24 protein-coding genes, 1 tRNA gene and 3 pseudogenes are annotated in these 19,646 nt (G+C 56.2%); 26 read left to right on the forward strand and 2 right to left on the reverse strand.

Features of this window, described 5'->3' with window-relative positions; genetic code table 11:
* Positions 1 to 189 precede the first annotated feature (189 nt).
* The 6 genes from ilvA to CXB77_RS14405 all read left to right on the forward strand — a co-directional run bounded on the left by ilvA (position 190) and on the right by CXB77_RS14405 (position 6,847).
* Positions 190 to 1,728 carry a threonine ammonia-lyase, biosynthetic gene (ilvA, locus tag CXB77_RS14365; protein WP_105074432.1) on the forward strand — a complete coding sequence of 513 codons (1,539 nt, stop codon included), beginning with the start codon at positions 190 to 192 and terminating at the stop codon, positions 1,726 to 1,728.
* Between the two features lie 78 nt (positions 1,729 to 1,806).
* The gene (gene murA / locus CXB77_RS14370; RefSeq protein ID WP_105074433.1) at positions 1,807 to 3,075 is read left to right on the forward strand and encodes a UDP-N-acetylglucosamine 1-carboxyvinyltransferase; all 1,269 of its coding nucleotides are present in this window, start codon (positions 1,807 to 1,809) and stop codon (positions 3,073 to 3,075) included.
* 11 nt (positions 3,076 to 3,086) lie between these two features.
* A complete protein-coding gene (gene hisG / locus CXB77_RS14375) occupies positions 3,087 to 3,725 on the forward strand; it encodes an ATP phosphoribosyltransferase (protein WP_105074434.1) in 639 nt (212 codons plus the stop codon).
* A 100-nt stretch (positions 3,726 to 3,825) separates the two neighbouring features.
* A complete protein-coding gene (locus tag CXB77_RS19325) occupies positions 3,826 to 5,475 on the forward strand; it encodes a cadherin-like domain-containing protein (protein WP_242445728.1) in 1,650 nt (549 codons plus the stop codon).
* Positions 5,476 to 5,579: 104 nt separating this feature from the next.
* Positions 5,580 to 6,311, forward strand: a complete 732-nt coding sequence (gene hoxU, locus CXB77_RS14400) for a bidirectional hydrogenase complex protein HoxU (RefSeq protein ID WP_105074439.1) — start codon at positions 5,580 to 5,582, stop codon at positions 6,309 to 6,311.
* A complete protein-coding gene (locus CXB77_RS14405; RefSeq protein ID WP_105074440.1) occupies positions 6,308 to 6,847 on the forward strand; it encodes an NADP oxidoreductase in 540 nt (179 codons plus the stop codon). The genes hoxU and CXB77_RS14405 overlap by 4 nt, the downstream gene beginning before the upstream one ends.
* Positions 6,848 to 6,906: 59 nt before the next feature.
* Here CXB77_RS14405 and CXB77_RS14410 read toward each other — a convergent pair.
* Positions 6,907 to 6,991: transfer RNA gene (locus CXB77_RS14410), tRNA-Leu, on the reverse strand.
* Positions 6,992 to 7,176: 185 nt separating this feature from the next.
* Between CXB77_RS14410 and ribB the strand changes: the two are divergent.
* From ribB to CXB77_RS24695, 20 genes and pseudogenes are all read left to right on the forward strand, one after another.
* Positions 7,177 to 8,017 (forward strand): annotated as a pseudogene (gene ribB / locus CXB77_RS14415) (3,4-dihydroxy-2-butanone-4-phosphate synthase); the annotation flags it as partial.
* A pseudogene (locus CXB77_RS14420) lies at positions 8,007 to 8,240 on the forward strand (transcription antitermination protein NusB); the annotation flags it as partial. The pseudogenes ribB and CXB77_RS14420, both read left to right, overlap by 11 nt.
* A gap of 6 nt (positions 8,241 to 8,246) precedes the next feature.
* Complete coding sequence (gene thiL, locus CXB77_RS14425; RefSeq protein ID WP_347338139.1) at positions 8,247 to 9,131, forward strand: thiamine-phosphate kinase; 885 nt, start codon at positions 8,247 to 8,249, stop codon at positions 9,129 to 9,131.
* A 164-nt stretch (positions 9,132 to 9,295) separates the two neighbouring features.
* Positions 9,296 to 9,904, forward strand: a complete 609-nt coding sequence (locus CXB77_RS14430; protein ID WP_105074441.1) for a protein kinase domain-containing protein — start codon at positions 9,296 to 9,298, stop codon at positions 9,902 to 9,904.
* On the forward strand, positions 9,861 to 10,238 hold the full coding sequence (locus tag CXB77_RS14435) for a protein kinase domain-containing protein (RefSeq protein ID WP_105074442.1): 378 nt from the start codon (positions 9,861 to 9,863) through the stop codon (positions 10,236 to 10,238). The genes CXB77_RS14430 and CXB77_RS14435 overlap by 44 nt, the downstream gene beginning before the upstream one ends.
* On the forward strand, positions 10,238 to 10,459 hold the full coding sequence (locus tag CXB77_RS14440) for a hypothetical protein (protein WP_146108835.1): 222 nt from the start codon (positions 10,238 to 10,240) through the stop codon (positions 10,457 to 10,459). Before CXB77_RS14435 ends, CXB77_RS14440 begins: the two co-directional genes overlap by 1 nt.
* Positions 10,350 to 10,838: a hypothetical protein gene (locus tag CXB77_RS14445; protein WP_172452687.1), complete on the forward strand. Its 489-nt coding sequence runs from the start codon at positions 10,350 to 10,352 to the stop codon at positions 10,836 to 10,838. Before CXB77_RS14440 ends, CXB77_RS14445 begins: the two co-directional genes overlap by 110 nt.
* Before the next feature lie 361 nt (positions 10,839 to 11,199).
* Positions 11,200 to 11,421, forward strand: coding sequence for a hypothetical protein (locus CXB77_RS14450; protein ID WP_105074445.1), 222 nt, complete (start codon positions 11,200 to 11,202; stop codon positions 11,419 to 11,421).
* A 39-nt stretch (positions 11,422 to 11,460) separates the two neighbouring features.
* Positions 11,461 to 11,868, forward strand: a complete 408-nt coding sequence (locus CXB77_RS14455; RefSeq protein ID WP_146108837.1) for a hypothetical protein — start codon at positions 11,461 to 11,463, stop codon at positions 11,866 to 11,868.
* Between the two features lie 216 nt (positions 11,869 to 12,084).
* The gene (locus CXB77_RS19330; RefSeq protein WP_146108838.1) at positions 12,085 to 12,345 is read left to right on the forward strand and encodes a hypothetical protein; all 261 of its coding nucleotides are present in this window, start codon (positions 12,085 to 12,087) and stop codon (positions 12,343 to 12,345) included.
* An 18-nt stretch (positions 12,346 to 12,363) separates the two neighbouring features.
* Entirely contained in the window at positions 12,364 to 12,555 is a 192-nt protein-coding gene (locus CXB77_RS14460) for a hypothetical protein (protein WP_105074447.1), read from the forward strand.
* Entirely contained in the window at positions 12,545 to 13,003 is a 459-nt protein-coding gene (locus tag CXB77_RS14465) for a hypothetical protein (RefSeq protein ID WP_105074448.1), read from the forward strand. The genes CXB77_RS14460 and CXB77_RS14465 overlap by 11 nt, the downstream gene beginning before the upstream one ends.
* A 72-nt stretch (positions 13,004 to 13,075) precedes the next feature.
* Complete coding sequence (locus CXB77_RS14470) at positions 13,076 to 13,366, forward strand: ATP-binding cassette domain-containing protein (RefSeq protein WP_146108839.1); 291 nt, start codon at positions 13,076 to 13,078, stop codon at positions 13,364 to 13,366.
* 94 nt (positions 13,367 to 13,460) lie between these two features.
* Positions 13,461 to 14,102 carry a hypothetical protein gene (locus CXB77_RS14475; RefSeq protein WP_242445729.1) on the forward strand — a complete coding sequence of 214 codons (642 nt, stop codon included), beginning with the start codon at positions 13,461 to 13,463 and terminating at the stop codon, positions 14,100 to 14,102.
* Between the two features lie 99 nt (positions 14,103 to 14,201).
* Positions 14,202 to 14,459, forward strand: coding sequence for an ATP-binding cassette domain-containing protein (locus CXB77_RS22180; RefSeq protein WP_242445730.1), 258 nt, complete (start codon positions 14,202 to 14,204; stop codon positions 14,457 to 14,459).
* The gene (locus CXB77_RS22185; RefSeq protein WP_242445731.1) at positions 14,459 to 14,947 is read left to right on the forward strand and encodes an ABC transporter ATP-binding protein; all 489 of its coding nucleotides are present in this window, start codon (positions 14,459 to 14,461) and stop codon (positions 14,945 to 14,947) included. Before CXB77_RS22180 ends, CXB77_RS22185 begins: the two co-directional genes overlap by 1 nt.
* A 4-nt stretch (positions 14,948 to 14,951) precedes the next feature.
* The gene (locus tag CXB77_RS14485) at positions 14,952 to 16,169 is read left to right on the forward strand and encodes an ABC transporter permease (protein WP_105074449.1); all 1,218 of its coding nucleotides are present in this window, start codon (positions 14,952 to 14,954) and stop codon (positions 16,167 to 16,169) included.
* 78 nt (positions 16,170 to 16,247) lie between these two features.
* Positions 16,248 to 17,879: a formylglycine-generating enzyme family protein gene (locus tag CXB77_RS14490; RefSeq protein ID WP_105074450.1), complete on the forward strand. Its 1,632-nt coding sequence runs from the start codon at positions 16,248 to 16,250 to the stop codon at positions 17,877 to 17,879.
* A complete protein-coding gene (locus tag CXB77_RS14495) occupies positions 17,876 to 18,640 on the forward strand; it encodes a glycine zipper domain-containing protein (protein WP_105074451.1) in 765 nt (254 codons plus the stop codon). Before CXB77_RS14490 ends, CXB77_RS14495 begins: the two co-directional genes overlap by 4 nt.
* A gap of 35 nt (positions 18,641 to 18,675) precedes the next feature.
* Positions 18,676 to 19,470, forward strand: a pseudogene (locus CXB77_RS24695) (filamentous hemagglutinin N-terminal domain-containing protein); the annotation flags it as partial.
* Here CXB77_RS24695 and CXB77_RS22195 read toward each other — a convergent pair.
* Entirely contained in the window at positions 19,365 to 19,637 is a 273-nt protein-coding gene (locus tag CXB77_RS22195; protein WP_242445733.1) for a hypothetical protein, read from the reverse strand. The pseudogene CXB77_RS24695 and the gene CXB77_RS22195 sit on opposite strands and share 106 nt — an antisense overlap.
* Between the last annotated feature and the right edge of the window lie 9 nt (positions 19,638 to 19,646).

Raw genomic sequence — 19,646 nt, forward strand, 5'->3', positions numbered from 1 at the left:
GCAATGCGCATAAAGCATAATTGTAGGTTGGGTTGCCGCTGTTGGCAACCCAACAACTGACGCCAACGTGACTGGAATTGAATTGAAGCATCATCATAGCAAAATCAACCATGCGCAGTAGCCTGATCGCAAATAACTGCGCAAATCCTGTAATATGTAAAAATCGAAGCAATTTTACTGAGACCATCAATGCCAGATTCCTACGTTGATCGAATTCTGAAAGCGCGAGTGTATGACGTTGCGCATGAAACCCCACTCACTCGCGCTCCGCAATTATCGGCGCGGCTGGGCAATACCGTATTCTTAAAACGCGAAGATTTGCAGCCAGTTTTTTCATTCAAATTGCGCGGTGCGTATAATAAACTCATCAATTTAGATGTTGAGATTCGTGCTCGCGGCGTCATTGCGGCCAGCGCCGGTAATCATGCGCAAGGTGTCGCGCTCAGTGCGAAAAAACTTGGTATTCCGGCATTGATTGTCATGCCGCGCACCACGCCCGCAATTAAAGTACGTTCGGTGCGAGCGCATGGCGGTAAAGTGATTTTGCACGGCGATTCGTATGATGATGCCTATGCTCACGCAATGGAATTAGTGACTGAAAAACAATTAACCTTTATTCATCCGTTTGATGATCCTGATGTCATTGCCGGACAAGGCACCATCGGTATGGAAATCCTGCGCCAGCATCCCGAACCACCAGCGGCAATCTTCGTGCCGGTTGGCGGCGGCGGCTTGATTGCTGGCATCGCTGCGTATGTTAAATGGTTGTATCCGCAAGTAAAAATTATCGGTGTTGAACCCGCCGAAGCGCCCACGCTCCACGCCGCGCTGGCGGTCGGTCGCCGCATTACGCTGCCGCGAGTGGGATTATTTGCCGATGGCGTGGCGGTGCGTTTAATTGGTGCGGAGACTTTTCGTATTGCCCGCGAGCGCGTCGATGAAGTGGTTTTAGTGAGCACCGATGAAATCTGCGCAGCAATTAAAGACATCTTTGATGATACTCGCGGCATTGCCGAACCAGCAGGCGCATTAGCGGTCGCAGGATTAAAACGTTGGGTAGAAACAACCGGCATTCGTGACGCGCATTTAATCGCCATTGAAAGCGGCGCGAATATCAATTTTGATCGCTTGCGCCATGTCGCCGAACGCGCTGAATTGGGCGAACATCGGGAAGCATTATTAGCGGTGGAAATTCCTGAACGTCCGGGCAGCTTTTTGAGCTTTTGTAAAACGATTGGCAAGCGTCAAATTACCGAATTTAATTATCGTTATGCCGATACGCAACGGGCGCAAGTTTTCGTTGGGATTGAATTGACGCGAGGCGATGAAGAACGCGCCGAGTTAATTGAAAAACTGATCGAAAAGCATTTCAAAGTATTGGATATGACCGATAATGAAACCGCCAAGCAGCATATTCGCTTTATGGTGGGCGGTCATGCACCGACGATTGAACACGAGACGCTGATTCGGTTTGAATTCCCAGAACGCCCCGGCGCATTATTGGATTTTTTAACCGGCTTGGGAAAACGCTGGAATATCAGTTTATTTCATTATCGCAATCACGGCGCAGCCTATGGGCGCGTGTTGATGGGCGCACAAATTCCACCACTTGAACAACAGGATTTTCATCACGCTTTGGATGCGCTCGGTTATCGTTATTTTGATGAAACCGGCAATCCCGCTTATCAGATTTTTGCTGGCGGCAATGAGCCAGAGTCTGCGCTATAGAATTCGCGGCAGTGTCCAATTGATTGAATACGCAATTGACACTGACAACTGACAACTGACAACTGACAACTTAAAACAATGGATAAACTTCTCATCAGCGGCGGTGCGCAATTGCAAGGCTCCGTCAGCGCGTCCGGCGCAAAAAACGCGGCGCTCCCGATTTTGGCGGCGACATTGCTGGCCAGCGCCCCGGTGACGCTCACCAACGTCCCGCGTCTGCGCGACATCACCACCACGTTGGAATTATTGCGGCGCTTAGGTGCTGATTTATCACGCGAAAATGCCGCCGACGGCAGCACGCAAATCGTCGCGCAGCCGACGCCGCTGACCAATTTTGCTGCGCCTTATGAACTCGTCAAAACGATGCGGGCGTCGATTCTCGTGCTCGGCCCGCTGGTCGCTCGCTACGGCAAGGCGGATGTGTCGCTGCCCGGCGGCTGCGCGATTGGGGCGCGACCGGTGACGGTGCATCTTGACGGGCTGCGGGCGCTGGGCGCGAACATCAGCGTTGACGGCGGTTACATCCGCGCTCGCGCCGAGCGGCTGCGCGGGACGCGGCTGGTGATGGAGATGGTGTCGGTCACGGGCACCGAAAATCTGCTGATGGCAGCGGCGCTGGCGCAGGGTGAAACGGTGATTGAAAATGCAGCGCGTGAGCCAGAAATCGTTGATTTAGCGGAATTTTTAACCACGCTCGGCGCAAAAATCAGCGGCGCTGGCACGGCGCAAATTCAGATTCAGGGCGTGAACCAGCTCGGCGGCGGGACGCATCGCGTGATGCCGGATCGCATTGAAACCGGAACCTTTTTAGTTGCTGCGGCGATGACCGGCGGGCGGGTGCGGGTGACGCAGACCTGTCCCGATTGTTTGGACGCGGTGCTGCGCAAATTGCGCGACGCCGGCGCGGTCATTACCACCGGCGCGGATTGGATTGAGCTGGATATGCAGGGGCAGCGCCCGCGAGCGGTGGATATTCACACTGCGCCACATCCGGCGTTTCCCACTGATATGCAAGCACAATTTTGTGCGCTCAACGCGATTGCGGACGGCGTGGGCACGGTGACGGAGGCGATTTTCGAGAATCGGTTTATGCACGTTCCCGAATTGCAGCGCATGGGTGCGGATATTCGCGTGGAGGGCAATATCGCCATTTGTCGCGGCATCAAGCAGTTGACCGCTGCGCCGGTGATGGCGACCGATTTACGCGCTTCGGCCGGATTGGTGCTGGCGGGATTGGTGGCGAAGGGCGAGACGTTGATTGATCGCGTTTATCACCTAGATCGCGGCTACGACAACATTGAAGCGAAATTGCGCGGACTTGGTGCGCAAATTCAACGGGTTAAGTGAGGAATTGCGTGATGAATCTCAACGCACCATTAACGATTGCGCTGTCGAAAGGGCGCATTTTTGAGCAGACGCTGCCGCTGCTCGCACACGCGGGAATTGCGCCGCTCGATGATCCTGAAACCAGCCGCAAATTGATTTTAGAAACGACCAATCCGCAGGTGCGTTTCGTCATCATCCGCGCCAGCGACGTGCCGACGTATGTTGAATACGGCGCGGCCGATCTCGGCGTGGCGGGAAAAGATGTGCTGCTCGAACACGGCGGCGACGGGCTGTACGAACCGCTTGATCTCGGCATCGCCCGCTGTCGGCTGATGGTCGCCGGTCGCCCCGACCTGCCAGAACCGAGCAATCGTCGCCTGCGCATCGCCACCAAATACGTTCACAGCGCCGAGCGTTATTTCGCCGCCAAAGGGCAACAGGTTGAAATCATTAAACTTTACGGGTCGATGGAACTCGCGCCGCTGGTCGGGCTGGCGGATGTGATCGTCGATTTGGTGGAGAGCGGCAGCACCTTGAAAGCCAACGGACTGGTGCCGCTCGAACACATCGCCGACATCAGCTCGCGGCTGGTGGTGAATAAAGCGAGTTGGAAAATGAAACATGAAGCGGTGACGGCATTGCTGGCGCTGCTGCGCGAGGTGGTGGGTTAAATCGGATTATTGAATTGGGTTGTTAATAGCGGCAACCCAATTTACGGTGCTCATCAATTTCTTTCTATAGGATGTTGACATGGCTTCTATTATTTCAATGATGTCTCCTACAAAAATTGCGGCTCTGACCACCGCGCAGATCGCTGGCTTACAAACTGCAGATATCGCCGCAATGAGTCCTGAACAGTTTGCGGCGCTGATGCCCGAACAGACTGCGGCACTATCAACCGCAGCGATTGCGGTCTTGAATGCCGCACAACTAGCTGCGTTCGATACCGAAGATATTGCTGCGTTGACCGCAACACAAATTCCGGCAATTTCTATTGAAGTTATTCCCAGTCTGACCACGACGCAGATTTCCGCACTGAATTCTCATGCGATTCAAGGTCTAACCGCCGCGCAGATTGATACGATGTCTGACGAACAATTAGTGGCATTGGATTTTAGTGGCGGCGGTGGAGCCTCAGACAATCACGCCCCTACTGCCAGCAACCAAACGCTTACCACCAGCGCCAATGTCGCCACGATCCTGACGCTTGCCGACTTTGGATTTAGCGACGCCGATCCCCGCGACACCCTGCAATCCGTCACCATCACCAGCTTGCCAGCGACCGGCAGCCTTACGTTGGATGGCGCAGCAGTCACCCGCAATCAAGAAATCACCGCCACTGATATTGCTGCCGATGGTTTGGTCTTTACTGCTCCGCCCAGCGGCAAGGTAAATTTCAGTTTCAAAGTCAGTGATGGCGTCGCGCTATCTACTTCGACCGCCACGCTTACTTTCAACATTGAAGCGGCGCTTGAGAATTTGATTATCGGCACGACTGGCAATGACACGCTGAAAAGCGATACCAAAGTCGCTAGTAACGATCTATTAAGCGGCTTGGCGGGCAACGACAAATTATCCAGTTTTGCCGGCAACGACACGCTTGATGGTGGAACTGGCAATGACATTCTCGACGGCGGCGCAGGTGCCGATAGCATGATTGGCGGGGCAGGTAATGACATTTATTTCGTTGATAACATTGACGATGTGGTGGTCGAAACCGGCGCGGGTGGCATCGATATAGTTGCCAGCAGTCTGCCCAGCTACACCTTGGTTGCCAATGTTGAAAACGGACGCATTGCTAGACCCGGAGCCTCTGATCTCACCGGCAATGCGCTTAATAACGTTTTGACTGTGAGCGCAGGCAATAACGTCATTGACGGCGGTGCGGGCATTGATACGGTTGTTTACAACACGGCAATGAAAGCCGTTACTGTTAGCCTCGCTATCACTGCAACACAAATCACTGGCGGCTCTGGAAATGATCGCTTGATTGCAATTGAAAACCTCACTGGCTCACATTTCGATGACACATTAACTGGTAGCAATGGCGCGAATATGCTGGCTGGCAATGGTGGCAATGATAAGCTGACCGGTGGTGCAGAAATTGACACCTTCCGTTTTGATAGTGTGCTCAAAGCCGGCAACGTTGATACCATTACTGATTTCAGTCATGCTTATGATGTAATCGAATTAGATAACGCGATTTTTACCCGATTAAAAACGACTGGCGGGCTTGATGCAGACAATTTCTATGCCAATACCACCGGCATTGCTAAAGACGCTAATGATTTTATTGTGTATGACACCGATAACGGCAATCTGTGGTATGACGCTGACGGTTCCGGCGGTGCTGCTGCAATTCAATTTGCCATCATTTCCGGCGCTCCACAACTAGACGCTGCTGATTTCGTTATTATGTGAGAATTAGGATAAAAAAATTGTCAGTTGTCAGTAAAAAATAGCGTCGTTACTGACAACCTACAACTAAATCAATCATTTATGTGTTTAACTGCGGACAACAATAAATGGCACAACCTACTACCACTCTGAATATTCGCGTCGTCACGCTCCGTATTGACGAGCGCGATCTTTCCGCCCGCGAAGATGAAACGATCATTGACGTGTGCCGCGAAAACCACATTCCCATTCCCAGTTTATGCCACCTCGACGGGCTTTCCGTGTGGGGTGGCTGTCGGCTGTGCATGGTTGAATTGGAAGGACAAAACCGCTTATTTGCTGCCTGCTCCACCCGTGTCGCTGAAGGAATGCGCATTCACACCCAAAGCGCAAAGCTCCAGCGTTATCGCCGCACGATTCTTGAATTGCTGTTTGCCGAACGCAATCACGTCTGCGCAGTGTGCGTCTCCAATGGGCACTGCGAACTGCAATGGCTGGCGCAACAATGCGGCGTTGATCACGTCCGCGTTCCGTACCGACAAGCCGCTTATCCAGTTGATAGTTCACATGAAATGTTCCGGCTTGATCACAACCGCTGCATTCTCTGCACCCGCTGCGTGCGCGTCTGCGACGAAATCGAAGGCGCACACACTTGGGACGTGATGGGACGCGGCACCGATTGTCGCGTCATCACTGATTTAGCGCAGCCGTGGGGCAGCAGCGACACCTGCACCAGTTGCGGCAAATGCGTTCAGGTGTGCCCGACTGGAGCACTGGTAAAACAGGGCACTTCAGTTGGAGAAATGGTTAAGGATCAACACTTTTTACCGATTCTCGCTCGCCGGAGACATGCCCAATGAACAACGCAAAAATTACGGTTGCCACTGCGTGGCTTGATGGTTGCTCAGGTTGCCACATGTCATTTTTAGATATGGATCAACGTCTTGTGGAGCTGGCGCAGTTGATCGACATCGTTTACAGCCCGCTGGTGGATGCCAAGGAATTACCAGAAACCGTCGATGTCGGAATTTTGGAAGGTTCAATCAGTTCTGAGGATGATCTGGAAAAAGCGCAGCAGTTTCGGAAACACTGCAAGTTATTGATTAGTTTGGGTGATTGCGCCGTGACTGGCAACGTCCCAGCGCTGCGCAATCATTTCAAACTGGCTGACGTGTTGAATCGCGCTTACCACGAAAACGTCACGCTACAGCCGCAGATTCCGACTCGCGGCGTACCGGCACTGCGCGTTCCAGTCAAACCGATTCATGGCGAAGTCGCAGTGGATGTCTTCATTCCCGGCTGTCCGCCGAGCGCCGAGGCGATTTGGTATGTGTTAAGCGAATTGATTGCGGGAAGAATGCCGGAACCCAGCACGGTGACACGTTTCGGAGCTTGATTGAATGCGGTGTGGAATTGCGTTTGTGCTGCGGAATTGAAGTATTGAAATCAACTGGTTGGTGCGCGAGGGGGGACTCGAACCCCCAAGAATTGCTTCACTGGAACCTAAATCCAGCGCGTCTACCAATTTCGCCACCCGCGCATGTCCTGCATCTTACAAGGCTTGCGCGAAAAATGGTATCACGGCGCAGAGATTTAGCGTTATCAAATTGATTTTTAAGGCTTAAATAAGCGCAGTTGTCGTCATTATGAGCGCGTTTGGCATGATGAACTGAAGCAGTATTTGTTAGACTCACCGGCATTTCCCGCAAACGATATTCCACAGTTATGAGCAGTTCCGGCTTAAATAGCATCGAAGACATCATCGCTGACCTGCGCTTGGGGCGGATGGTAGTCATCATGGACGACGAAGATCGTGAAAATGAAGGAGATTTATTGCTAGCTGCCGACTGCGTGACGCCAGAAGCAGTGAACTTTATGGCGAAATACGGGCGCGGACTCATTTGCTTGACGCTGACCAAAGATCGTTGCGAACGCCTGCGACTGCCGCTGATGGTCAGTGACAACCAAGCCGCGCATTCCACTGCATTTACCGTGTCCATCGAAGCCGCGCAGGGTGTCACCACCGGCATTTCTGCGGCAGATCGCGCCGTCACGATTCGCGCCGCCAGTTGCTGCCAACGCAGCCCCAAAGACCTCGTGCAACCCGGACACATTTTCCCGTTAATGGCGCAACCCGGCGGCGTGTTGGTTCGCGCCGGTCACACCGAAGCCGGTTGCGATTTGGCACGTTTGGCCGGATTCAGTCCGCAGCAGCATTGTCGAAATTCTCAATGAAGACGGCAGCATGGCGCGGCGACCCGATTTAGAAGTATTTGCGCAAACGCACGGCTTAAAAATCGGCACCATTGCTGATCTTATTCAATACCGCGTCCGCCATGAAAAAGCAGTATTGCGCGAATGCGTATGTGAATTACCTACAGCCGAAGGCGTATTTCAACTCATTGCCTATCGTGACAGCATTGATAACGAATTGCATTTAGCATTAACGCTCGGTGAAATTCGTCCCGACCGCCCAACACTGGTGCGCGTTCATTTACAAAATACGCTATGCGATCTATTTGAAACCGTGCATTCAACTTGCGGCTGGCCATTGCGTGATGTCATGTGATCCAGTGGAAATGGCGATTTTGCGGCTCGGCGCATTTGAGATTTTATTCTCCGATAACATTCCCGACCGCGTCGCCATCAATGAAGCAGTGGAATTAACCAAATTGCTCGGCGCATTTGAAGGGCATAAATATGTCAATGGCGTATTAGATAAAATCGCCCGTCATCACGCATTAAAAGTAGATCAAGCGCGACGCGCAGCGCCAGCCGTCGATGAATAAATCAATATGTCCGAATTCGATTTAATTCGTCGTTTCTTTGCCGACCTTGGCGCAGCACGCGCCGATGTCGCGCTCGGCGTGGGCGACGACTGCGCTCTGCTCAATGTTCCGGCTGGGCAGCAGTTGGCGGTCAGCATCGACACGCTGTCGGCTGGTGTGCACTTTTTCCCGGACTGCGATCCAGTCGCCGTGGGGCACAAGGCACTGGCGGTCGGTCTCAGCGATTTGGCAGCGATGGGCGCACAACCGGCGTGGGCAACGCTGGCACTGACGTTGCCGACCGCAGAACTTGCGTGGATTGAAGGCTTTAGCGCTGGATTTGCGGCGCTCGCCACCGCGCACGGCGTTCAATTAGTTGGCGGCGATACGACTCGCGGCGCGTTGAGCGTCACCGTGCAAGTGCATGGTTTTATTCCAAAAGGCGAGGCAGTGCGGCGCAGCGGGGCGCAAGTGGATGATGTGATTTGCGTCAGCGGCACGCTCGGCGATGCGGGACTGGCGCTGCGCGGGCTGCGGGCGGGAACGGCAGTGGCGGCGGAATTGCGGCAGCGTTTGGAATATCCGATGCCGCGAGTCGCGCTGGGATTGGGATTGCGCGGAGTGGCGACTGCGATGATTGATCTGTCCGACGGGCTGGCGGGCGATCTGGGGCACATTTTGTCGGCATCCAACGTGGGCGCAGAGCTGGCGCTGGAACAATTGCCGTTGTCGCCACCAGTCGCTGAATTCATCGCCCAAACTGGCGACTGGGCGCTGCCGCTCGCTGCTGGCGATGATTACGAACTGTGTTTTTGTGTCCCTGCTGCTCGGCTCGCTGCAGCGCAGGCAATCGCCGCGCAATGTGCTTGTGCCATTCATCCCATTGGACAAATTTGCGCTGCTGCGGATTAAAATGTGTATTACCAAATGGCGGACAGTGGACAATAACGCGCCGCAGTTTCGATCATTTTGCTGTTGATTGCGCTTGAATAAGACAAACACTCAAATCTGTGTTGTATTGAAAAAGCAGACTATGCTATCGACATCTCGATTCCTAACGTCCGGCACAACATTCCATGACCCAAGAACCCACGCGCTCGCCAGCGCCATCGGTTGAATTGGCGACCGAATTAGTTACTCCACCGCCAACGCTCGAATTGGCAACTGAAATCGCGCCGCATCCACCTGCGCCAGCAGCATTCACCACCGAAATCGCGCCACCGACCGCAGTCGTTCCTACCGAATTGCCGACGCAATTAACACCAGCGCCAGCCGTGGGCGACGGCATTCCGCCGGAAACGCTCATCATTAACACTTATCAAATCAAACGCTTGCTCGGTGGCGGCGGCATGGGCGAAGTCTATCTGGCGCGTCACGCCGGACTCGGCACCGAACACGCAATCAAAGTCATTCGCCCGTCGATGGGCGACAACACGCAAGTGATGGATTTGTTTTACCGCGAGGCGCGAGTGCTGCGCGGAGTGCGTCACGATGCAGTGGTGAATTACGACGGTTTCGTCCGCGATGCGCAGGGGCGCGATTATCTGGTGATGGAATATGTCGAAGGCATTCCGCTGTCGGATCGACTCAAACACCAGCCGTTGACCGTTGCCGAAGTGCTGACGCTGCGCGACCGCCTGTGTGCGGGATTGCGCTGCGCATCATCAGGGCGCAGTGCATCGTGATTTGTCGCCCGACAACGTGATTTTGCCAAATGGTGAAATTGCCGCAGCCAAACTGATTGATTTCGGGCTGTGCAAACTGACCGATCCCGAACAAAAAACCATCGTCGGCACTGCCTTTGCCGGCAAATACGCTACGCCGCGCCGGAGCAATTCGGCATGTTCGGCGGCGTGGTCGATGCGCGAACTGATATTTACAGCCTCGGTTTGGTGCTGGTCGCTGCTGCCACTGGGCAGCCGCTGGACATGGGCAGCGATTTCATGGATGCACTGCGTTTCGTCAAAAGTGCCTGATTTAAGTGCGGTTTCACCGGCACTGCGCGAATGGTTGCAGTGATGCTGCAACCAGACCCAGCAGCGCGTCCAGAAAGTGTGGAAACGTTGGTGGAACGCTGGCCGGCAAAGACGATGCTGGCGGCGCAACCGACCACGACTGGGAAAACGCCGGATGAAACGGCATGGGCGCGTGGGTTACTCGGCACGAACCGAAAACGCCCGTGGTCGGCGCTGGCTGCTGGCAGTTGGCGCGGCGCTCGTTTTAGCGGGAATAAGTGCTAGTTTTTATTGGATATTGCGTCCGCTCGATACGCCGTTAGTCGCCACGCCTGCGCCCGTGGTTTCTGCACCAGTCACGCCAATCGTGACCACACCGCCGGTCGCAGCAACTGATGAGCTAGATGCGCTGATACAAGCTGGGCGGTTGGAAGATGCAGCGGCACTGGTGCAAACGCGGTATGCGGCGGGCAATCCGCCAGCGCCGATGCAAAGTCGGGCGCTGATTGAACGGTTGGGTGCGGCGAATAAACGCGATGCAGCGTTCACCTTGATTCGGCTGCTGGCGAACAATCGACGGCGCTGCTTGTTTAACGCTCGGCGAATTTTACGATCCAAATCATTGGTCTGCGGCGACTTCGCCCTTTTCCAAACCGAACCTTGAAAAAGCCCGCGACTGGTATCAACGCGCTGCGGAGTTGGGCATTGCTGCCGCGAGCGAGCGGTTAAATGCGTTGTCTGCAACGGAGAATCCGCGATGAATCAAGTTGACAAATCCCCCCAACCCCCTTTTCCAAAGGGGGGCTTTCCTCATCATCTCCTCCCTTTTGCCAAGGCTTTTCTCTTCCTCCCCCCTTTGTAAAAGGGGGGCAGGGGGGATTTCTGGCGAGTTTGGTTATTCGGTTTGGCGCTGTTGTTGATCGCCGCTGGCGCGAACGCAGCCGAACGCGAGGCGCTGGCGCTGGAGGGCAAACCGGGCTTGTATCAGCGCGTATTGACGCGCCCCGGCGCTCGGCCTCAGTGCGATGCCCGGTCAAGCAGCGAAAGGTGCGGAATTGCCACCATTATCCGTGCGTTATGTCTACGCTCGCCAGCGCAAGGGCGAACAGGAATGGCTGGAAGTTGGCGGCGCAGTGCGCGATGGCGCGGAAGGTTGGTTGCCCGCAACCGCAGCGATGGATTGGCGACAAACCTTGACCGTCGCATTTGCGCGACGGCAATCGGCAACCCGCGTTGTTTTTCCGTGACCGCGCCAGCTTGACGGTTTACTGGAATCGGAGCGGGTGGTGTCGGAAATCGAGCAGCTCCGTTCGACGATTCGCAGCGGTCAGCCGCCGCGAATTTTCCGTGCTGGCGCAGGAGCCGGAAACGTACATCGACCCAATCAGCAGTTTTATTTGCTGCCGATTTTGGGTTTGAAGAAACCTATTTGGAAAGCGGTCACACGGCGATGTTGCTCAATGTCGCAGCCGCCACGCTGCAAGCCGGAAAACCGGACGGTCGCCGCATTCGGTGCAGGGCGTCGTAAACCCGCCAGCGATTACCGCACTGCCGTGGTGTTCGTCATCGACACCACGATTTCGATGGGGCCATACATCGCCCGCACCCGTGATGCAGTCGGCGCATTTATGACCAATGAAAGGCTCGCCAATGGGCGACGCGTTGAGTTTCGGGTTGATTGCATTCCGCGATAACACGGAAGCCGCGCCCGGGACGGAATATGTCAGTCGCATTGTGGCAACGCTGAAAGATGGACGCGATCCCGCTGAATTCTGTCGCGCATCGCCGAGGTCAAGGAAGCTAAAACCTCAAATCAAGGCTTTAACGAAGATGCGTTTGCTGGCGTGTACGACGCATTGAAGGCATCGACTGGAGCGGTTACGCCGGGCGATTCGTCGTATTGATTACCGATGCCGGAGCGCGAGAAGCGAACGATCCGCTCGGTCGCACCAAATTGGGCGCAGAGCGGTTGCGATTGCTGGCGCAGGAAAAAGATCAGTCGCTGGTGGCAGCAAAATCGCCATCGCCACGCTGCATCTGCTCACGCCGGAAGGTCAACAAACCACGCGATGGCCGCCGCGCAATATCGGGCGCTGAGTCGCTGGGGCGATGCTGGGGCGCTGTATTTTCCGGTGAAAGGCGGCACGGTGGAAGAATTCGCGCACAGTTGACAGCCTCGCGATGCGCTGATGCAACAAATCAGCGGAATTCGTTCTGGGCAAATGCTCGCCGCGCCAGCAGAAGAAGATACGAAAGCCACGGCGGTGGAGCGCGAAACCGCTCGCGTCGGGCAAGCGATGCAGTTGGCGTATTTGGGACGCGAGCGCGGCAGCCAAGCCCCGCGTCTGCTGGATGCGTGGGTGTCAGATCGTGATTGCTGACCCAACCCAGAAAACGCTGGAGGTGCGGGTGCTGATTACCAAAAATCAGTTGAGCGATTTGCAAGAAACGCTGGAGGCGATTCTCAAGGCTGGCGAAGGGACGTTTATGACGCCCAAGGATTTTTTCGGGCAATTGCGCGGTGCGGCAGCGGCGTTGGCGCGTAATCCTGAGCAAATCAGTCAGGTGCAAGTCGGGCGGCTGGCGGATGTCGGACAGGTCGGCGCATGGCTGGACGATTTGCCGTACACCAGTCAGGTGATGAATCTCACCGAAACGCGCTGGCTGGCGCGTTCCTACGCCGAGCAGCAGGAAGTGCTGGATGCCATTGAGGAAAAAATTCGGCTGTATCGGCGCATTCACGATGAAACGGCGCGGTGGATTTCCCTCGCGCCGGACGCGCCCAAAAGTGAATCCGTCACCACTGTTCCGCTGGATGCGTTGCCCTAATGGCCGCCGCTGCACCCGCGATTTACACCTGTCGGGAATTGGTCAAACGGCGGGGTTTGGAGAAATCTCCCGATGCTAAAAAATCCCCCAACCCCCCTTTTCCAAAGGGGGGCTTTCCTCATCTCCCCCCTTAGAAAAAGGGGGCAGGGGGGGATTTCTGGTTTTGAACTCTACATTCCGTCGCTCACGATTCGCCCCTGCGCGGTCGTCGTGTTACGCGGCGCGAGCGGCTGCGGCAAAAGTACGCTGCTCGATTTGCTGGCGCTGGCGCTGCGACCAGATGCTGCTGCAACGTTCAATTTATGCCCAGAACATCGCCAGCCGACTGATTTGATGCGGCCGCCGCGCAATATCGGGCGCTGAGTCGCTGGGGCGATGCCGGGGCGCTGTATTTTCCGGTGAAAGGCGCACGGTCGAAGAATTTGGCGCGCAAGTTGACAGCCTCGCTGATGCGCTGATGCAACAAATCAGCGGAATTCGTTCTGGGCAAATGCTCGCTGCGCCAGCAGAAGAAGACACGAAAGCAACGGCGGTGGAGCGCGAAACCGCTCGCGTCGGGCAAGCGATGCAGTTGGCGTATTTGGGACGCGAGCGCGGCAGCCAAGCCCCGCGTTTGCTGGATGCGTGGGTGTCGGATCGTGATCTGCTTGATCCAACGCAGAAAACGCTGGAGGTGCGGGTGCTGATTACCAAAAATCAATTGAGCGATTTGCAGGAAACGCTGGAGGCGATTCTCAAAGCGGGCGAGGGTACGTTTATGACGCCCAAGGATTTTTTCGGGCAATTGCGCGGCGCAGCAGCGGCGCTGGCGCGAAATCCAGAGCAAATCAGTCAGGTGCAAGTCGGGCGGCTGGCGGATGTCGGACAAGTTGGCGCGTGGTTGGATGATTTGCCGTACACCAGTCAGGTGATGAATCTCACCGAAACGCGCTGGCTGGCGCGTTCCTACGCCGAGCAGCAAGAAGTGCTGGATGCGATTGAGGAAAAAATCCGGCTGTATCGGCGCATTCACGATGAAACCGCACGGTGGATTTCCCTCGCGCCGGACGCGCCCAAAAGCGAATCCGTCACCACTGTTCCGCTGGATGCGTTGCCCTAATGGCCGCCCCAGCGCCAGCGATTTACACGTGTCGGGAAATGGTCAAACGGCGTGGTTTTGACAAATCCACCGATGCTAAAAAATCCCCCCAACTGCCGATTGACAAATCCCCCAACCCCCCTTTTCCAAAGGGGGGCTTTCCTCATCTCCCCCCTTAGAAAAAGGGGGGCAGGGGGGATTTCTGGTTTTGAACTCTACATTCCGTCGCTCACGATTCGCCCCGGCGCAGTCGTCGTGTTACGCGGCGCGAGTGGCTGCGGCAAAAGTACGCTGCTCGATTTGCTGGCGCTGGCACTGCGCCCCGATGCTGCTGCAACGTTTAATTTATGCCCAGAACATCGCCAGCCGACTGATTGATGCGCCTGTGGTCACGCAATGATTTCAACGGCTTGGGGCGATTGCGCGGTGCGGAAATCGGTTACATTTTGCAAACCGGCGGGCTGCTGCCTTTTCTCACCGCCCGGGAAAACATCGCGTTACCGGGGCGGCTGCTGGGGCGTAAACCTGCCGGACGCATCGAACGCCTCGCCGAGCGGCTGAATATCACCGCGCAACTCAAGCAATATCCGGCGCAGTTGTCGGTTGGCGAGCGCCAGCGCGTCGCCATTGCGCGAGCCATTGCCCACCGCCCCAGCGTGATTTTGGCCGACGAACCGACTGCTTCGGTTGATCCGATCAACGCTGAGATCATTCGGCAACTGCTGCTCGAACTTGTCCAAAAATCTGGTTTGACTGCGATCATCGCGGCGCACGATTGGCCGACTGAAACGCAGCCGGGCGTGACCTTTGCGGAGCATCGCATCGAGCGTCACGGCGATCTCACCCGCTCGCTGTTCTGGAATTGACGCCATGCCCGCCACTTCTGAAATCATCCGTTTGGCCGTGCGAGATTTCGCCCACGAGCAGCGCCTGTCGTGGTGTTACGTGCTGGCGCTGACCGCAGTGCTCGCGCCGCTGCTGATTTTATTTGGTCTAAAATTTGGGTTGGTCGATACGCTCGCTCGCCGGTTGGTTGAATCACCATCGAATCGAGAAGTGATCGCGGTCGGCAGTCACCGGTATGACGCCGCTTGGTTCAAACGCATCGCGGCACGACCGGATGTGGCGTTTGTGATTCCGAACACGCGGCGCATTGCCGCCAGCCTGAGCCAGTTGCAAAATCCCGCGAGCGGTGCGGTATTGCGGGCGGTGCAGATGGTGCCGACCGCGCTGCATGATCCGCTGCTGGAAACCACGCTCACGCCGCCAACCGGATTGAATGAAATCGTGTTATCGGCGAGCGCGGCGCAGCGGTTGGGCGTCACCGCTGGCGAGCGGTTGCTGGCGCGAATCGACCGCAACTACAGCGGACGCGATGAAGGTGTGGTGTGGGAATTGACCGTTAGCGGCGTGTTGCAGCCGGAAATGCTCACCGAAGAAGCAGCGTTAGTGGCGCTCGATTTTCTGGTGGCAACCGAGGATTACCGCGACGGCGTGGCGGTTCCCGCGCTGGGCTGGGCTGGTGCGCCAGCGCCGACGGGTGAGCGGCAATTTGCGCGGTTTCGGCTGTACGCCGCGAGCATCAACGACGTGGCGCGGCTGGAAGCAGATTTGACTGCCGAAGATATCGACGTGCGCAGTCAACTGGCAGAAATCGCGGCGATGCAGGCGTTAGATCGCAATTTGACCCGCGTGTTCTGGCTGATTGCCGGGATTGGGACGCTGGGTTTTCTGGCATCGCTGGCGGCCAACTTGCTGGCCAATGTCGAGCGCAAACGGCGTGAATTGAGCATCTTACGGTTGATTGGCTTTTCGACCGGCAGCCTGATGCTGTTTCCAGTGATGCAAGCAACGTTGATTGCATTGCTCGGCACAACGGCAGCCATGTTGGTGTATCTGCCGGTGACGACGACGTTAAACGATTGGTTTATTTTGAGTTTGCAGCCGGGCGAAGCGATTTGTCGGCTGTTGCCAGTGCATTTAGGGCTGGCGCTGGCTATCACGCTGTTCGGCGCAATCGCCGCAGCGAGTTGGGCGGGCTGGCGAGCAGCGCGGATTGAACCAGCGGAGAGCATTCGTGATGTTTAAAAATCCCCCTAACCCCCCTTTTTCTAAGGGGGCTTAAAACTCCCAGCATTACTAAACGGGAGCTTAAAACTCCCCCCTTTGAAAAAGGGGGGTTGGGGGGGATTTCTCCTACTCCTAATTCCCGTCATCGCCGCCGCGAGCGCCGAAATCACTTGGTCGGAAAAGCTCTACAACCCTGCGCCAGCGCCAGCCGATTTGATTTTGCCGCTGCCGTGCGGCGGGGCAATGGCGTTTCGTCCGGTGGAAATTCCCGGCGGTGGCTGGCTCGATGATCGTCCGGTTGAACTCGGGCAGAGTGACGCCGAGCGCGGTTACAAAGAAGGTCGCCGCTTGAGTCATTTGGCGGGCGCATTCACTGCCGAGGGCGGCGCAGCGCGTCGTTATTATCTCGGCAAATACGAAGTCACCCGCGATCAATACGCGGCGCTGATGACGCCCGATTGCCCCAAACCGAATATGCGCGGACGGCTGCCGATGACCAGCGTGAGTTGGTTTGACGCAGTGGAATTGAGTCGTCGTTACACCGAATGGCTGTTGACCAACGCGCCAGCCAGCTTGCCCACCGAAGATCACGCTGCCGGTTTTCTGCGTTTACCGACCGAAGAAGAATGGGAATTTGCTGCTCGCGGCGGGCTGGCAGTCGATGCCGCAGATTTTCTCGCGCCGCGTTTTCCGATGCCCGACGGCGAGCTGGCGCGTTATGCGTGGTTTGAAAGTTCTGGTTCGGCCGAGGGCGAATTGCACCCAGTCGGGTTGCTTAAACCCAATCCGCTGGGGCTTTACGACATTCTCGGCAATGCGTCGGAATTGACGCTGGCGCCATTTCATTTGGATCGGCGCGGACGCGATCACGGTCAGGCTGGCGGTTTCGTCAGTCGCGGCGGCGATTTATTTACGCCAGACAGCCAGCTCGCCAGCGCAGTGCGGCAGGAACACAATTATTTTGATCCGGGTACGAAGCAGGCGAAAACGATGGACAGTCTCGGTTTGCGGCTGGTGGTCACTGCGCCGGTCATCGTGTCGCCGGAGCGGTTGAGCGCGATCAAACAATCGTGGACGGGATTGCCGACGTTGAGCGGCGATGCCGGCACGGATGCGACGCTGGCGCTCAAACAATTGCAAAATCTGGCAGTACAAACGCAGGACGACGCGCTCCGCACTCGGCTGGAATTGATTCAGCGCAATTTTGAACAGTCGCAAACCGCGATCAACGAAGCGCGGACGCGGACGCTGCGGGCGTTGCTGCGCACTGGCGCATTTATGGGCAAGCGCGTGGTGACGGACGTGCAACGAGCGGAGGCGATTCGGCGGCTGCGCAAATTGGCAGAAAGTCGGTTTGAGGATTTGCGCCAGCAGGCGAAGGGCGTCAAAGACAGCGCGGCGCTGCTCGCCGAAGCGCGGACTGATTTGAATAATAAGCAGAAAAAATGGGATGAATCGCTGCGCGAGATTGAAGCGAGTTTAGCCAACAGCCTGTCGTATTACGGCGATATGACCGTTGAAGTCGGCAGCGATTACACCGAGGCCGAAACGACTGGGCAATTGCCGGTCGTCGAAGCAGAATTAACCGCCAAAAACAACGTCTATCTCATTGCTTATGCGCGGGTTTTCGTCACCCATCTCGCCGCGTATCGCAGCGCCCGCGCCGTCGATAAAACCCGCTGGCAGCGTGATTTGTTGCAAATCGAACCGGGGAGTTCCGCACGATGAACTTGCAAGTGATTGTTTTAACCAGTGTCTTGCCCATCGTCGCCCTCAGCGGCTGCATCACCAATCCCGTCACCGATTTGACGCGAGCGCCGGCTGAAGTCGGCGGACGCTTTCTGTTCGGTGGTTTGGAGCTGATGAAACCCAAGGAAAATTACGGCTTTACCGGCGAACTCAGCGCCAGCGAAAAGGCGTTGCGTGAACGCAGCAAAGCGTTTGATCGCACCGTCTGGCAAGGCGTGTTGATCGGCGCGGTCGCGGGCACGGCCATCGGCGCGGTCACGGGCGGCGATGCTGAAGATGCAGTGAGCGGTGCGATCATCGGCGCGAGTTTGGGGGCACTTGCCGGCATTTACGTTGCGAAGAAGCAACAGCAATTCGCCAGTCAGGAAGATCAATTAGCGGCGATGACCAACGATGTGCGCACCGCAAATCGTCAGACTGAAGAATTGATCGCCAGCATTCGCACCGTCATTGCTGAAGATCAGCGGCGTTTGGCTGATGTGCAAACGCGCTATCAGCGCGGGAAGGCGACCGAGGAGGAAGTCAAACAGGAGCGGGCGCGGGTGTGGAGCAATCGGACGGTGGTCGAAAAAGCAACGCTCGGCGCGAAAGATCAATATCAGATGTTTGAGGGCGCCAAGCGTAAAGTGGAGCAATCGCATCCAGTAACGGCAACACAAGCCTTTACCCGCGAAGTGAAGACTTACCGCCAATCCATTGATGCGCTCGATAAAATCGCAGCAAATATGGCAAAAGCCTAACGCTGCATCGAATGCAACCGAAAGGTCATGCCGTCATGTTGACATTCTCATTTCGTCCCACGCTGATCGCCGCCATTCTCAGCGCCAGCAGTGCGCTGGCAGTTCCGACCGCCAGCGCCGATCCCGCTGCGACTGCGCTGCCGACTGGTGGAAAAGTTGCTGCTGGCGCAGTGCAGATTAAACAGGCTGGCGCACAGATGAATATCGATCAAGCCAGTCCACGTGCCGTCATCAATTGGCAGGGCTTCGATGTTGGACGTGACGCCGAGGTCAATATCAAGCAGCCAGATCGCAACGCCGCCATTCTCAACCGCGTGACCACCGCTCGCCCGTCGGAAATTCACGGCAAACTCAAGGCCAACGGTCAGGTGTTTGTGATCAATCCGGCGGGGATCGTGTTTGGCAAGGATTCGCAGGTCAATGCTGGCGGAATTGTGGCGTCCACGCTCGACATTGATGATCACGATTTTATGGCGGGAAAACATCGGTTTAAGCGCAAAAATGCGACGGGCAAAATCATCAATCGCGGCAAAATCACCGCAGCCGATGGTGGTTATATCGCGCTGCTTGCGCCGGAATTGCGCAATGAAGGTGTGCTCTCGGCGCGGCTCGGCACGGTGGCGCTGGCCGCCGGTGATGCAGTGACGCTGGCGCTCGGCGACAACGTTTCGGTCAAAGTTGATCCGGCGACGGTGGACACCTTGATCGAGCAGAAAGCGATGATTCAAGCCGAAGGCGGGCGCGTGATTCTCACCGCAAAAGCCGTCAACACGTTGCTGACGGGCGCAGTCAACATGAGCGGCAGCATTGAAGCCGGCTCAATCACGCGCAAAGGCGGCGAAGTGACGTTGGAAGGCAGCGGCGCAGTGCACGTCAGCGGCACGATTAACGTCGCTGGTACAACGGGCGGATCGGTAAAAACTAAAGGTAAAACAGTGACTTTAGCTGGCGCTCGCCTTGATGCCAGCGGTGCTAATGGCGGCGGGCGGATTGACATCGGCGACTG

The sequence above is a fragment of the Chromatium okenii genome (genome assembly GCF_002958735.1).
GTDB classification, from domain to species: Bacteria; Pseudomonadota; Gammaproteobacteria; order Chromatiales; family Chromatiaceae; genus Chromatium; species Chromatium okenii_A.

Excerpts from the sequence above, each read along its gene's own strand:
- hoxU (WP_105074439.1), top strand. The coding sequence starts at position 5,580 with ATGGCACAACCTACTACCACTCTGAATATTCGCGTCGTCACGCTCCGT.
- thiL (WP_347338139.1), top strand. The coding sequence starts at position 8,247 with ATGTCCGAATTCGATTTAATTCGTCGTTTCTTTGCCGACCTTGGCGCA.
- CXB77_RS22185 (WP_242445731.1), top strand. The coding sequence starts at position 14,459 with ATGCGCCTGTGGTCACGCAATGATTTCAACGGCTTGGGGCGATTGCGC.
- CXB77_RS14470 (WP_146108839.1), top strand. The coding sequence starts at position 13,076 with ATGCTAAAAAATCCCCCAACCCCCCTTTTCCAAAGGGGGGCTTTCCTC.
- CXB77_RS22195 (WP_242445733.1), bottom strand. The coding sequence starts at position 19,637 with ATGTCAATCCGCCCGCCGCCATTAGCACCGCTGGCATCAAGGCGAGCG.
- CXB77_RS14460 (WP_105074447.1), top strand. The coding sequence starts at position 12,364 with ATGCAACAAATCAGCGGAATTCGTTCTGGGCAAATGCTCGCCGCGCCA.
- ilvA (WP_105074432.1), top strand. The coding sequence starts at position 190 with ATGCCAGATTCCTACGTTGATCGAATTCTGAAAGCGCGAGTGTATGAC.
- CXB77_RS14440 (WP_146108835.1), top strand. The coding sequence starts at position 10,238 with ATGCTGCAACCAGACCCAGCAGCGCGTCCAGAAAGTGTGGAAACGTTG.
- CXB77_RS14430 (WP_105074441.1), top strand. The coding sequence starts at position 9,296 with ATGACCCAAGAACCCACGCGCTCGCCAGCGCCATCGGTTGAATTGGCG.
- hisG (WP_105074434.1), top strand. The coding sequence starts at position 3,087 with ATGAATCTCAACGCACCATTAACGATTGCGCTGTCGAAAGGGCGCATT.
- CXB77_RS14405 (WP_105074440.1), top strand. The coding sequence starts at position 6,308 with ATGAACAACGCAAAAATTACGGTTGCCACTGCGTGGCTTGATGGTTGC.
- CXB77_RS14445 (WP_172452687.1), top strand. The coding sequence starts at position 10,350 with ATGAAACGGCATGGGCGCGTGGGTTACTCGGCACGAACCGAAAACGCC.
- CXB77_RS14495 (WP_105074451.1), top strand. The coding sequence starts at position 17,876 with ATGAACTTGCAAGTGATTGTTTTAACCAGTGTCTTGCCCATCGTCGCC.
- murA (WP_105074433.1), top strand. The coding sequence starts at position 1,807 with ATGGATAAACTTCTCATCAGCGGCGGTGCGCAATTGCAAGGCTCCGTC.
- CXB77_RS19325 (WP_242445728.1), top strand. The coding sequence starts at position 3,826 with ATGTCTCCTACAAAAATTGCGGCTCTGACCACCGCGCAGATCGCTGGC.
- CXB77_RS14475 (WP_242445729.1), top strand. The coding sequence starts at position 13,461 with ATGCAACAAATCAGCGGAATTCGTTCTGGGCAAATGCTCGCTGCGCCA.
- CXB77_RS14485 (WP_105074449.1), top strand. The coding sequence starts at position 14,952 with ATGCCCGCCACTTCTGAAATCATCCGTTTGGCCGTGCGAGATTTCGCC.
- CXB77_RS14450 (WP_105074445.1), top strand. The coding sequence starts at position 11,200 with ATGCCCGGTCAAGCAGCGAAAGGTGCGGAATTGCCACCATTATCCGTG.
- CXB77_RS19330 (WP_146108838.1), top strand. The coding sequence starts at position 12,085 with ATGCCGGAGCGCGAGAAGCGAACGATCCGCTCGGTCGCACCAAATTGG.